Annotated in this window: 8 protein-coding genes and 3 pseudogenes; 7 read left to right on the forward strand and 4 right to left on the reverse strand. The window is 41.0% G+C overall.

The annotated features are described in order from the left end of the window. Window positions 1-22: 22 nt before the first annotated feature. Window positions 23-1,132, forward strand: a complete 1,110-nt coding sequence (locus MPB2EB_RS04575; protein ID WP_185181201.1) for a cell division protein ZipA C-terminal FtsZ-binding domain-containing protein — start codon at window positions 23-25, stop codon at window positions 1,130-1,132. A gap of 290 nt (window positions 1,133-1,422) precedes the next feature. After that, on the forward strand, window positions 1,423-4,980 hold the full coding sequence (locus tag MPB2EB_RS04580; RefSeq protein ID WP_185181202.1) for a YadA-like family protein: 3,558 nt from the start codon (window positions 1,423-1,425) through the stop codon (window positions 4,978-4,980). On the opposite strand, the gene MPB2EB_RS04585 is transcribed toward MPB2EB_RS04580, so the two are convergent. The 3 genes and pseudogenes from MPB2EB_RS04585 to MPB2EB_RS04595 form a co-directional block, all read right to left on the reverse strand. Continuing rightward, a complete protein-coding gene (locus MPB2EB_RS04585; RefSeq protein WP_185181203.1) occupies window positions 4,977-7,508 on the reverse strand; it encodes an ATP-binding protein in 2,532 nt (843 codons plus the stop codon). The two genes, MPB2EB_RS04580 and MPB2EB_RS04585, sit on opposite strands and share 4 nt — an antisense overlap. Before the next feature lie 327 nt (window positions 7,509-7,835). Then, the gene (locus MPB2EB_RS04590) at window positions 7,836-9,035 is read right to left on the reverse strand and encodes a hypothetical protein (protein WP_185181204.1); all 1,200 of its coding nucleotides are present in this window, start codon (window positions 9,033-9,035) and stop codon (window positions 7,836-7,838) included. Window positions 9,036-9,367: 332 nt separating this feature from the next. After that, window positions 9,368-9,616, reverse strand: a pseudogene (locus tag MPB2EB_RS04595) (penicillin-binding transpeptidase domain-containing protein); the annotation flags it as partial. A gap of 241 nt (window positions 9,617-9,857) precedes the next feature. Here MPB2EB_RS04595 and MPB2EB_RS08630 point away from each other — a divergent pair. Beyond that, window positions 9,858-9,947: pseudogene (locus tag MPB2EB_RS08630) on the forward strand (hypothetical protein); the annotation flags it as partial. Between the two features lie 78 nt (window positions 9,948-10,025). Continuing rightward, window positions 10,026-10,847, forward strand: a complete 822-nt coding sequence (locus MPB2EB_RS04605; protein WP_185181206.1) for a hypothetical protein — start codon at window positions 10,026-10,028, stop codon at window positions 10,845-10,847. Window positions 10,848-11,086: 239 nt separating this feature from the next. Here the strand turns inward: MPB2EB_RS04605 and MPB2EB_RS08635 are convergent, their stop codons facing one another. Then, window positions 11,087-11,326 (reverse strand): group II intron maturase-specific domain-containing protein, encoded by a 240-nt coding sequence (locus tag MPB2EB_RS08635; protein WP_370576580.1) that lies wholly within the window; start codon window positions 11,324-11,326, stop codon window positions 11,087-11,089. Here MPB2EB_RS08635 and MPB2EB_RS08640 point away from each other — a divergent pair. The 3 genes and pseudogenes from MPB2EB_RS08640 to MPB2EB_RS08645 all read left to right on the forward strand — a co-directional run. Beyond that, window positions 11,265-11,645 (forward strand): DUF6685 family protein, encoded by a 381-nt coding sequence (locus tag MPB2EB_RS08640; protein ID WP_370576581.1) that lies wholly within the window; start codon window positions 11,265-11,267, stop codon window positions 11,643-11,645. The genes MPB2EB_RS08635 and MPB2EB_RS08640 overlap by 62 nt on opposite strands. Before the next feature lie 483 nt (window positions 11,646-12,128). After that, complete coding sequence (locus MPB2EB_RS04615) at window positions 12,129-13,175, forward strand: WD40 repeat domain-containing protein (RefSeq protein WP_185181207.1); 1,047 nt, start codon at window positions 12,129-12,131, stop codon at window positions 13,173-13,175. Window positions 13,176-13,640: 465 nt separating this feature from the next. Further along, window positions 13,641-13,730 (forward strand): annotated as a pseudogene (locus MPB2EB_RS08645) (hypothetical protein); the annotation flags it as partial. Window positions 13,731-13,740 lie beyond the last annotated feature (10 nt).

Here is a 13,740-nt window from a genome sequence, read left to right on the forward strand (position 1 = left end):
CGGAGCAGACTAGAGAAAGGGCATGGGTGAACTACAATTCGCTTTAATCGGCGCGGGGGTATCAGTTTTACTGGGCGTGATCATTTACAACGCATGGCAACGTATTAAGGTTCGGCGTGCTTTGCCCCGTTCATTGTCAACGGAGTTACAACAAAGCAGCGGACAAATTCAAAGCGCACCCGCGGAACCTACACTGCTGAAGCCAACATCTGCGGATCCTGAAACTCAGTTGGAATCCATTAATACACAGCCTTCTCAAGCTGAAGAACCAACTGTAAATCTTTCCCCAGCCGCTCATCCTAAGAGCGATCTAACCAGCATAATCGATCCCCGTATCGATTGCATTGTGCCATTGCGGTTTACCACGCCGATTGCAGCTGAAAAACTCATTCCTCTCGCGCAACGGTTACGCCGCGCTGGCAATAAACCCATCTTAATTGCAGGAGAACCGAGCAGCAACACGGCTATCTGGCAAAATTTGCAAGCTGGCGAACGCTATCAGGCCTTGCATATTGCTGTACAGCTAGCCAATCGTTCCGGCCCGCTCAACGAGTTAGAGTTTTCAGAATTTATCGCGGGCATGCAAATTCTAGCAGATACGCTAGACGCGGAATTGGATTGCCCAGACATGCATACAACCGTTGCCAGCGCGCGTGAACTTGACGCATTCGCTGCTCAATGCGACGTGCAACTCTTAATCAACGTTACCTCAGATAGTGCTCCATGGTCTGCTCATTATGTACAAGCCATTGCAGCACAAGATGGCCTGCTCTTATCACGCGATGGCACTCGCTTCATCAAACTGGATGCAAAGCAAAATCCTGTCTTTGTGTTGCAATTTAACAACACCAATTTCTTACGAGATGACTTAACGTATAAAGGAGGTAGAAGCATTACTTTTTTACTTGATGTGCCGACTGTTGGCGAAGAAAACGTACCGTTTAGGTTGATGTATAACTACGCAACATCTCTCTCGCAACGCATTGGCGCCCATTTAACGGATGATCGGCAAAACCCTTTGCCAATAACTGCTCTGGCTGCAATTGAGCAGCAATTAATGACTCTCTACACTAAGCTTGAAGAAGCAAGCATACCCGCCGGTTCACCGCTAGCGCGGCGATTATTTATTTAATTCCAATTAAAATATTTAGAATCAAAAATCTATTTTTCATTCTGAAAAATAAAAAATTATTTATTTAAAAATAAGTAATATCCTTTTTACTTTGAATTTTTAAGACTATTCTTATATGGCTGAGTTTTTGTTCAGCCAAATTTGAAATATACTTTCGTTCTTTTCTTTTTATTTAGAGGCATTTAATGCAATATCGTTGCAAATCATATCACAGAATCCTAGGAAATCAAAAGTATACAGAAGAAAATCACTCTTTCTGCTGGTGGATACATAAAGCTATAATTTTTCTTATGGTAATCAGTTTAGTGCTTATTAACAGCAAATTAGTTTATGCTGTGGAAGGCTCAGAATCAGCTGAAGACCCACTGAATTTTCATATAGATTCAGAAAAACCTAATTTTTTTGAAAACTCTACTGATGATGCAAAAATTTCAGATAAAAAAAGATGGATTTTAAAACGAAATTCATCAAGTAGTAAAATATTAGATCAAATAATAAATAATGCAGATAAAGCAGTCGTAGAGGCAGAATCTAAGACAAGAAGCATAAGAGATAGCATGTCCTCGTCATCTTCTCTCTCTTTTATGTTAGAAGGAATGGATGTGACTTCTTCCACACCAGAAGTCAATCATAACCCGGCACAAAATGATAGATTATTCACAATAGGTGATAGTTTAATTAAAGATAGCCAGGAACTTCTTGATCATATAAAAACATTTGAACAAGAAAAAGAAGATTTAGAAACTGAAAGTAAAAAAGTGCATTATGGTTCGCATGCACAGGTAGATGCAAAGATAGGAACCGCGCTTGGATTTCAAGCCTTAGTGCATGAATCTGCAGTTAACTCAACTGCGCTTGGAGATTATAGTGAAGCTGATAAAAAAAATGTAGTATCAATTGGAAGTTCAACGTCCAGACGAAAAATTATCCATGTGGAAAATGGCAGGAGAAATAGCGATGCCGCAACGGTAGGTCAAGTAAAAAGTATGGCAGTTTTGTATGATGAAATTTCTGATGATCCTGAATTCAACAAAATTACGCTCGCAAAAAAACCTGATGAAAATAAGCTCGTGAGAATTTCCGGCTTAGCGCCGGCTAAAAGCGAAAATGATGCAGTTAATCAAGGGCAAATCAATAATCTTATTATGCACATTACCCAAGAGCAAATACCTTTTTATATTAATAGAAATATGGAAAATGCCCCTAGCTATCCACCAATTTATATTGCACCTGAAATTCCAGGAACACATGAAATGCCAAAAACTCCAGCGTCAATTTTAATGAGCGGACGTCGAATTAGTGGCGTAGAAGATGGAGAGAAAGACAGTGACGTCGTAGTGGTAGGTCAACTGAGTAGAGTTTTTACGGGGATTATTGAAACGATAAATTCTGCGCAAAAGGCCACTAAAAATTTAATTGAGGAAAAGATACAAAATGAAAAAATTATTAAATTTGACAAAAATCAAAAGTCAGTTAGTTTTGTTTCAGAGGGTCAAAATCCGGTAATATTAAAAGGGATTGCAAAAAGTGAAATAAATAGTGATGCCGTTAATCGTGAGGAATTACATGATAAATTTAACTCATTGGATGGCATTATTATTGAAAACACAAAATCTATCCGCACATTGGATAGTAGACTAGGACAATCATTAGAAGCACACACAACTCTACGTGAAGAATTACCAGCCATAATTCAAGACGAAACTAAACAATATAAAACTGATTTAAATAGAAATGCCGATTTATTCAAATTAGCAATAGATAAACTGAGTGAAATAAATAAATCTCAAGGTGAAATTAAGGACGAATTGAAAGAAAAAATCAGCAAAAATAATTTTTATACATTTAAAAATTCATTAGAAGAAAATGTAATCACCATTTTAAATAAAATATTACCCCAAGATATTATCGATTTACCCAAAGAGGTGGAAATCATTAAAAGAAATCTAATAAGCCCCATCAATAATAAAAAAACTCAAGAGAACTTAACCCCAGATAACTTAACTTCATTATATGAAGGTTTAGAAAGATCTTTATCAGATAAAGTTAAATCTGACATTGATAATTTATCTGGAAAATTAAATTCTTCTATAGAAACAATCCGTAGTGGAGAAAATTCTAATAGAGAATCAATTAGCCAATTATTTTTAACCATGTCGACAAGTCATAGCCCTACACTATCTCTTAGCCAAGAGCTATCAGACGTAGAAAGTCAACCTTCAGATAATGAAGACCCAAGAAAGATGCACCGTAGCAGTACCTTTCTCAAGACTGATCATAAAAAGGCTTTCAGCCCCTATCCTACTTTTTCAGCTATGATGTTGGGAAAAAGTGATATCTCTACAGACAGTTTTACGACAGATGATTTACAGCCTGAGGATAGCTCATTCCCCTTTCTTTCTATTGAACCAGTTTTAGCAAATTCTAATTTTCAAACCACCACTTTTTCTGGAAAAGATACGGTTGCAGAAACTACGCAAGCCGTCCTTGCTGACAAAGATACAGTTGCAGATGCTAAGCAAGCCGTCCTTGATGACGAAGTTACGGTTGCAGAAACTACGCAAGCCGTCCTTGCTGACAAAGTTACGGTTGCAGAAACTAAGCAAGCCGTCCTTGCTGACAAAGATACGGTTGCAGATGCTAAGCAAGCCGTCCTTGATGACGAAGTTACGGTTGCAGAAACTACGCAAGCCGTCCTTGCTGACAAAGTTACGGTTGCAGAAACTAAGCAAGCCGTCCTTGCTGACAAAGATACGGTTGCAGATGCTAAGCAAGCCGTCCTTGATGACGAAGTTACGGTTGCAGAAACTACGCAAGCCGTCCTTGCTGACAAAGTTACGGTTGCAGAAACTAAGCAAGCCGTCCTTGCTGACAAAGATACGGTTGCAGATGCTAAGCAAGCCGTCCTTGCTGACGAAGTTACGGTTGCAGAAACTACGCAAGCCGTCCTTGCTGACAAAGTTACGGTTGCAGAAACTAAGCAAGCCGTCCTTGCTGACAAAGATACGGTTGCAGATGCTAAGCAAGCCGTCCTTGATGACGAAGTTACGGTTGCAGAAACTACGCAAGCCGTCCTTGCTGACAAAGTTACGGTTGCAGAAACTAAGCAAGCCGTCCTTGCTGACAAAGATACGGTTGCAGATGCTAAGCAAACCGTCCTTGCTGACAAAGATACGGTTGCAGATGCTAAGCAAACCATCCTTGCTGACAAAGATACGGTTGCAGAAACTAAGCAAGCCGTCCTTGCTGACGAAGCTACGGTTGCACACGTTAAGCAACAAATGACTCTTGCATTTGAGGGACTTACAAAAAATATGGCTATCTCTGCCTTTCCTTCAGGCAACCCTGACAGCACCGTGATTTATGACACTGATAAACGTGATAGCCTAACTTTAGGCGGTATCAATAAAACTCCCGTCCAAGTACACAACGTAGCTCCTGGCGATGTATCGCCAAACAGCACCGATGCAGTCAATGGAGCTCAACTTTTCCAATATACAAATTTTTCGATTAATCAATCAATGCAATACACCGATCAGCGTTTTTCTGAAATACAGCAAGACATGAATGAAATGGGGCAGAACATAAATGAAATGCGCCAAAGCATCAACAGCGTAGCAAGCCACGCCTATTCAGGCGTAGCTGCCGCCATGGCTATGCCCAGCATGGGGCCAGTTAGCCCAGGTCGCACCATGGTAAGCGTAGGCACTGCAAGCTTTAAAGGACGCAAAGCAACCGGTGTGGGCGTCACTTACCGTTCACGCGGAGGGCAAGTGGTGATTAATGCTGCTGCTTCAAAAGCAGGCTCAGACACAGGTATGCGTGTACAGCTTGGCTACGAATTTTAAGTTAGCGGGTAGAGCTGACCGTTACAGGCTTCACGTAAAGCCTGTAACGCTTTGTCTAGCCGGGCTCGATCCGTGCTGCGCGAGCGGGCGGAGGTCTCGAGTTGGTCTGCTGTATCAGCAATAGAAGAAAACTTAAACATTAAAGCTGAGCCTTTAATCCGGTGCGCATAGCGGGCAACGCCTTCCATGTCGCACTGGTTTAAAGCAGCATCAAGCTGATGAATATCTTGCACTGTAGTTTGTTGAAAACGTGTAATGAGATGGCGCGAATCTTCGCTTAAGGTCTGGGCCGTTTCACCTATATTTTCCGAATCATTTGCTCTAGAAAAAGCCGTGGCCTGATGCGCCAGGTTTGCAAGATTATTCGCAGGAGTAGGCAAGGGCACCCAAATAGCCAACATACGTTGTAGTACTTCACTCTCTAGCGGTTTGCTGAGCACTCCATCCATGCCACTGGCCAAACACTGCATTTGATGCGCGTCATCGGTAGCTGCAGAAAGAGCGAAGAGGGCAGTGTGCGGATAAAGCGGACCTCGTTCACGCTCGATACGTCGAATTTCACGCGCTATGGTGTAACCATCCAGATCAGGCAATGAACAATCCATCAATACAATTGGAAACAGTTGCTCTTGCCACATTTTTAACCCTTGCGCGCCATGCGTAGCAAGTACTGCATGATAGCCAAGTAAGGTAATCTGCTCCAGTACAACAGATTGAATGGCAATATGATCTTCAATCAAAAGCACCCTAGGTACAGCAGGTGGCTCGGCCACCGAATGCGCGACGCTCAGTAATGAAGATTGCTTCACATTCTGTTGAATTTGTGTTTGAGCACACTGCTTTTCATCTTGATTAGCATCCGCCTTAGAATGCCATTTCAGCACTTGTATCGGAACCCGTACGCTCACTGTCGTGCCTTGATTCGGCGCGCTGTTAATCGTAATATAGCCCCCCATGCGTTTCGCTAGCTTATTTGAAATCGCTAGCCCCAAGCCAGAGCCGCCATAGTGGCGTGCAATTAAATGATTAGCTTGCGAGAAAGGGCGGAACAAACGGGTTTGTTGTTGTGGGCAAATCCCGATCCCAGTGTCACACACAGATAAAACAAGTTCAGCGGTGTTTTCAACAAAATCAGGTTTATCTATTGCAAGCCTTAAAGTTACTGAACCGGTATCAGTAAATTTAACTGCATTAGCAAGTAAATTGACACAAATTTGTTTAAATCGTAAAACATCTAAGCAAACTCGTTCCGGCAAATTCTCGCTGATCTGAATAAAAATAGGCAGATGCTTATTTGCAGCGGGCGCAGCCACAACATCTACCACTTCTTTGGCCAGCGCGGCGGGCCGTACGGGAGTTTTTTTAAACGATATATCTCCGGCGTTATTGAGTGTATCGTTCAATAATAATAAGAGTGATTGGGCTGTGGATTCAGTCACAGCAATCAAGCGCGATTGCCGCCTTGCGTCGCCAGAAAACCGTTTAAGCATTTCAACCGCGCTGATAATAGCGCTAATCGGGGTACGTAATTCATGGCTGAAAACAGCCAATAACATGGATTTTTCTTTAACTGTTTCAGAGGCTTTTTTATGCGTTTGCCACAGATGAAGCACCAGACAAATAAAAATAATTGAGCTAATCCCAAGCACTAACGCTTCATTATATATGCTATAAAATGACGCTTGCTGCACCACGGTTTGAGGCGTAGATTGCATCTTAGTAAGCTGAGGAGAAAAATATATCCAGCGTTGTTCAATCTCACCTTTTTGCGCGGCTGAAAGCATAGCGAGAGATTTATCTAAAATATCTCGCAATAAAACAAGATCGCCTCGCACCCCCATGCGGCCAACAATAGGTAGATTAGGGACTTTACTTGAATAAAAAAGCACGCCGCGGTACTTTGTATTCATTAAACCATGAAAATTCATACCAAAACCTAAAGCAGCATAAGCCTTACCTTTGGCTACAGCGGAGAGCGCAGCCTCCGGCGAGGTTACCTGTAATATTTTAATATCGGGGTGATATTGACGTAACCAGTATGCATAAAATGCACTATTACTAATGGCCACTACATGGCCGGCGAGTTGCCGCAAATCGCCGGTTACCGGCGTCTCCCCCTTAGTAATAACAACGCTTGAGCCGCTAAAATAAGGACGCGTGCAACGCACATAGCCTAGCGCCTCATCGACCTCAGAAAAACCATAAGCAACCGGCAATAGATCAACCTGCCCGGCCCTTAATTTTTTGAGCGATGCCTGCAAAGAGCGAGTAGGGACGAGCTGAAATTGCAAGCCGCTGATTTGTGTAATAGCCTGTAAATATCCAGCGGTTAAACCTCGATGTTGGCCATGTTCAATAAATTCAATCGGCCCCCAATCCGGCGCCACCGCTATTCGCACCACTGGGCGCAGCTCAAGCCAAGCCCGCTCTTCAGCAGAAAAGCAAATTTTTTTCTCGGCGCCATGCACGTTAGGCGAAATTATCAAAGTAACCGCTAACCACAACGAGTAGCAAAGTTTGCGATCCAAATATATGCTCATTCGAGGTGTTTGGGGACAGATTTGCGTAGGAGCCAAAACGCTAGAATCTATAAGCAAAGGGCAGGATCATACCGGAGAGAAGGCCAATGCAGTATGCATTAATTGCTATATAACAACAATCTTTTGTTTGAAATTGAGGTAATGGCTAAGCTAGGCGTGAGCGGATTGATGCTTGTTTAAAGAAATTTATGATTAAAATTCTTTCCAAAAAAATAAATTATAGCCTTTCCATTATTGGAAAGGCTATAGCTGAAAAAGTTAAATTTAATTATTATAAATATAGTCTTGACGTAGTTTTAGATGTACTAGACATATCTATAGCCTCGACGTAGTGGTTGTACTTCTAGAATTACTTCTTGATATACGGTGAGTTTGTGACAGTTCATCATCTGGCTCGAGAATTTCTAAACCAAATGAGTCTCGATAAGAATTTCTGACAGAAAGATTTAAGCCTCTTAAATCATGCCAGAGACCTTTCTGATTAAAATATAAAAGATCTTTATCTTCTGTATTAAATAGGTCATCTTTCCCAGGGTCATCTTCCCCAAAAGAAACTGAGCGACCATCACTATATCTCAAACATTCTACTTTTGGAAGATACGCCAAAATATTATTCAAATCCTGATTTTTAAATTCATTTTCAACAGCTGCTCTCTGATTAGTCGAGATATATTTTTCAATTCTTTTAACAATATTATCGGCATTTATATAATTAAGATTATTTGTCATTGCTATTTTAAGCTCTTCCTCAATTGCTCTACGGAGTATTTTTTGAGGAGATGGAGGTATTTTTTCTATCCAATTTCTTATGCCGCTCTCAAAATCCCTCTTGTTTTTAGATGGAAACATCTTTAACTTATATTTCCTCTTAAGCAAACGGAGCTGGGTTTCGGATTCGATTTTAATTTTATTTAAATTACTTTTTCTTAAATAATCCTTAATAAAGCAATTATCTCCAGCATAAATAACTTGCCTTCTGAAATTTTTAAAATTGTGCTCAGCTTTAGACAAAGCTTCTTCAGCTTTATTTTTAATGTTAGTATAAGATAAGTGTTTACTAGCTTGATTTCTAAAATTATCTAAACCAGTTTTAAGATTGGTTAAATCTACTTCAGGTAAACTTGGTTTAATGGAAGAAAAAAATGTGCCAATGCGGCTTCTAGCATTGGTTAAATCTACTTTTTGTTTAAGGGAAGAAAGACCTCTACTAAAAACACTGCTAAAATTTGCTTTATCATTTGCGCCAAGATCATAGCTATAATTATTGAAATACCCTTCTGTAAGATTTGAGCGTCGGGGTGATCCTTGAGCCTTTACATCAGCTGCTACATTAGTGCCTTCTGTAAGATTTGAGCGCCGGGATAATCCTTGAACCTTTACATCAGCTGCGGCACCAGTACCTTCTGTAAAACTTGAGCGCCGGGATAATCCTTGAACCTTTACATCAGCTGCTACACCAGTGCCTTCTGTAAAACTTGAGCGCCGGGATGATCCGTCAACATTTGCTGATAACATCAATATACTCCTATAAAAATAGCAACTTTATATAAATAAAAGAAGAAATTCTCAAAATCATGCGAAGCAAAGTCGTATAAAACGAATTACTACATAGATGTTTCTTAAAAATCATAAATGAAAGTATCTCATTCACACTTTGATGGAAAAATAGAACTACATATAAAATACAGAGTAAAGATGCTTATTAGAGGCGGTATAAGCATTCTAGTTAGTTTACGAAATTAAAGATTTTTTGCTGATTCGCCAGCTCCGCATCTTGGCACCTAAGGTTACCTGATACCTCATTGGTTAAAGACAGTGCCTCTAATTTATCGTTTTTCTGACTGTATTCAAAATGAATGAATCATCTTTGTTTGCTTGAGGAAAGAATCCGCCAAAGAAGGTAGTTGCATCAAAAAGGCCTCGCGTGACCGTACTCCAGCCGTGCCTAGCTCTTTTTTATCGTCCTGAATGAGCTGCGCAAACACTAAGGTGTGATCGCCTTTTATAGCCCAGCCAACAAACCAGCCCCAAGGGTGTTCCTCATCAAAATCCCCATTAGCTTGCCGCGGATATGCCATACCCGTTTTGCCCTGTACATCCCAACCGCTTGGAGTGCAATTTTTTCAACGATGCGGCTCGTCATGTTGAAAGCATTCGCACTCACAGGAAGCTACCGATTAACAAGTTTCCGAAGAAATTATAGATCCTTATCCTTTTGTTTCATTCCGACTCTCCCACTTGATATCACGTAGGATATATCTAATGATAGAGTTTCCTTGAATGAGTAATTATTCATGCTTGCGGGTGAGATTGGCAATGTAGTATTCTAACCTCTTACAGCTGATGCCATTTGCGCAAATGACAACTCGTTTGGGCGATGCCCTTACAATTACGGTGGCCGTTATTCTGCCCGGCGCCCTCACCTGAAAACGGCATTCCTGCGCAGATTACAATATGTTGCACTATACTCATAAGTGCAATCTTTTTCTTTAAGGAGATAGTTATATGGGTTTTCTAAAAGGTCTCGAAAGAGCGTTCATCAGACCTGCTGGAGAAATAGCGCGTGATTTCGAAAGAGCGGTCATCAGGCCTGCTGGAGAAGTTGCACGTGACTTCGAAAGAGCGGTTATCAGGCCTGCTGGAGAAGTTGCACGTGACTTCGAAAGAGCAGTCATTAGACCGTTGGGGGAAATTTTACGTAACGAGCGGCAAAATGTGCCAATAACAACAAAAAGTGATGCGGAAATAATTTTTGATCGGGTTTTTCAAGAAGCGAGACAGACCCTAGAATCGATGCAGGGTACTGCAACTACGAATGCACAGGATGCAGCTATTGTTCTCTTAATGAAATTACGGCTTATAGTAGATAATTTCTTAAATTCGCTTAAATCAGATGAAAACGCGCCGTCTGATATAGATACTCAACCCGCTAGGCAAGAAATTACGCGGACCATCGGAGATATAAATGAGTTAAATTTGCAAATACCATCAGATGATATTGACTCTTTACATTTGATAAATAATTTTAATAACGTCTTCAATCAGGTCAATATTCTAATTAATAGCACGAAAGATACTTCTGAAGTACGCGCCCCTCACTCTCAACGTGAGGAAGCGATGGCATCCATTAAAAATAGTTTGCGCGAAATATGTGAAAAACTTAATATTGAATTTAAAGAAAATAATCCTGCGCTTATGATGAGTTCGATTCAAGAGAGCTTGAATACACCTCAAGATAACTTCAAAGAGCTTGGAGGTTATTTCAATGAAATATGCGAAGAACTTAAGATTCATTTTGAAGACCCAAGGTTGATGGAGAGTACATAATTTGTAGTGGTCTCGATCGATATGCATTTTGAAACGAATCGACACGCCACTTGCATTGGCCGCCTTAAAAGCAGCATACTTGGCAAGGAAACCAACCCCTGGAAGTTGCATTACTGACAGGAGTTGTCAATATGCCAGCGCGTTGTATCATCGCGCCTTGGAGCACATTTATAACGACAAGCGCATGCACTCGGCGCTTGTCCATCAATCACCCAGCTTTTTAAAAGTGGCTTGATTCTTCAAACAACCTTGGTCCATAGCCCAAGAGGGCACGCCAAGTAAAGTCGAGTCCAATGACTGGCTCGGCGACGATGCCCACGCAGATGTTTGTATTTTCGAGTAGTCCACAATGCTAGTTTACGGTCGATCTGCGCAAGGGTCGGGTACAGTGCCGATTTGTAGAAAGCACTGTAGTAATTGACCCATCCTCGGATCTTCGCATTAAACACATGCGCGCCAGGCCATCCAGCGCGTGGCACTCATGGGATAAACAGCTATTTTTTATGCTGCGATGGGCCACATGATTTTGCTGCAGCCCGTTATATAGCAAGAAAACATCGTACAAAATTTATAATACGTGGCAAATTGTGGCGATCTTATATTTCCCGTTCGGCGCTGCTCGAATTGACAGAAAAATTCGATATATTTTCAACTGTAGATATTGACTACCATCCTTGGTTCATGAATGAAATGCTACGATTTGAAATCCCATTTTTCTGGTGTCCAGGACCAAACAAAAGGCAGCTAGCTAATTCTTTGGTTTTCTTTCCTAAGAGAATAACCGTTCTAGAAAGATAGCCTCGATATTGCGTGAATATAACGTTTTTGATGTTGGCCAATATTTATTGGTCAGTTTCTACCATAGATTAAGCCTATCAAAGAATATTGTAGCCCAAGTAGCCATTCCTATTAACCTCGTTACGCCGAATCAGCGTATGCAGGTAGCGTGGTTTTGTTTTTGGTATATTATTACATCAGGCATCTATCAGAATGGAGAAATGATATGTTCAGGATTTTCTCATATAGCCGTCCAATTTCTTGTATACCTGCTTCTGCTACTGAGAGACCATACGAGCGCAATAAATCACAACCAACAGAAGTCATTCTCAATGACTCTGGAGTGAATTTGCAAGAACATTTATCTCACCATGGAGACGCTAGCACCTTTTGCTTAGGACTTATCTGAGGCCAGCTCGCCTATCTGACCCTGGTTTTCATACCTTATTATTTACAAGCAAAGACTGCCTTCTTACAATTTCAGACAAAGTAGCATGCCGATGGATGATCAAAGAGCCAGGTGCGGGCGAGGTGGTTTGGCGCCCATATATAGGACACGATAATTTCAAGGGCGGCCTTAAGTTTGGATCAAGCTCTTTTAGCTGTATAAAAACCTCGCCTAATAATTGCTATATGCTTGTTCGATTGGAGAACGAGAAAATAGGATTAATAGGGAATGGTAATGTTCTGGGCAAAGGATTCTGGGCACGCCTTCTGGAGGAAAGAACAGAACCTTATATTTTGCAGAAATCTACAATGCGTCCTGAGCCTATTTTTCTATACGATAGCAGAGCGGTTGTTTCGGTCAATGATTCTAATACTATTTGTTATACCTCAGTAGGGATAATCCACGATACAAAACGAAAGGATTATTCGGAATCGCTGAAGCAAATCACAGCACTAGCATGCTCTTTAAATGGAAAATGGCTTGCTGTTGGAGGAGAAAGCAAAAAACCCGGTAAATATGCTGTTGCGCTGCAATGGATAAGTAATAGCTTTACTTATATCCTCGAAGGTTCAGGTTCTGAAGTAACTAAATTATCTTTTTCCAAAGATGGCCAACTCCTTGCTGTAGCCACTAATCATAAATATATTGAAATATGGTCTACTGAAAAAGATCCAGGGGAAGAACAAAAGGCTCAAATGATTATAGACGCTAGCAAACAAGAGGAGATATCTGATCTAAGTTGGCGCCAAACAGATCAAGTAATTGATTTAATGATTCGTTGCAAGAGTACTATATTTAGAGAACCTGTCGCTATTAGAAAAAATACGCCCTATAGTCTCATCAGCAGTGAACATGCAGAGAAACTGAAATTGGAGCGGCAGCACTTTGAAGAAAGGTTAAGGAAAGAAAACGAGGAATTAGAAAATCTATTGTCTCAAATGCAACCAAGCCTGAAATTTGCAAGAGAAATGGTGTTCAAGATGTCGTCACCGGAAGATAAGGCAGAGGCAACTAATGCATCGAGGGTTCTCTCGGAGCACGAACAACAAGTCAAAAAAATATTAGAGAGCAAAAAGGACAAACTCTCTAAAGATGCTTATTAGAGGCGGTATATATCTTTCTCGTCGAATACTCAGGGGGAAAGGTATCTCGGAGATTAATATGTTCAATTTAACATAATCCACATTCTAGTTAGTTTACGAAATTAAAGATTTTTTGCTGATTCGCCAGCTCCGCATCTTGGCACCTAAGGTTACCTGATACCTCATTGGTTAAAGACAGTGCCTCTAATTTATCGTTTTTCTGACTGTATTCAAAATGAATGAATCATCTTTGTTTGCTTGAGGAAAGAATCCGCCAAAGAAGGTAGTTGCATCAAAAAGGCCTCGCGTGACCGTACTCCAGCCGTGCCTAGCTCTTTTTTATCGTCCTGAATGAGCTGCGCAAACACTAAGGTGTAATCGCCTTTTGATATCACGTAGGATATATCTAATGATAGAGTTTCCGATTGAATGAGTAATTATTCATGCTTGCGGGCGAGATTGGCAATGTAGTATTCTAACCTCTTACAGCTGATGCCATTTGCGCAAATGACAACTCGTTTGGGCGATGCCCTTACAATTACGGTGGCCGTTATTCTGCCCGGCGCCCCCACCTGAAAACGGCATT

Source organism: Mycoavidus sp. B2-EB (genome assembly GCF_014218255.1).
Classification (GTDB): domain Bacteria; phylum Pseudomonadota; class Gammaproteobacteria; order Burkholderiales; family Burkholderiaceae; genus Mycoavidus.

What these genes read in the sequence shown, in the direction of transcription:
- MPB2EB_RS04575 (WP_185181201.1), top strand. Translation starts at nt 23, where the DNA reads ATGGGTGAACTACAATTCGCTTTAATCGGCGCGGGGGTATCAGTTTTA.
- MPB2EB_RS04580 (WP_185181202.1), top strand. Translation starts at nt 1,423, where the DNA reads ATGGTAATCAGTTTAGTGCTTATTAACAGCAAATTAGTTTATGCTGTG.
- MPB2EB_RS04590 (WP_185181204.1), bottom strand. Translation starts at nt 9,035, where the DNA reads ATGTTATCAGCAAATGTTGACGGATCATCCCGGCGCTCAAGTTTTACA.
- MPB2EB_RS04605 (WP_185181206.1), top strand. Translation starts at nt 10,026, where the DNA reads ATGGGTTTTCTAAAAGGTCTCGAAAGAGCGTTCATCAGACCTGCTGGA.
- MPB2EB_RS04615 (WP_185181207.1), top strand. Translation starts at nt 12,129, where the DNA reads ATGATCAAAGAGCCAGGTGCGGGCGAGGTGGTTTGGCGCCCATATATA.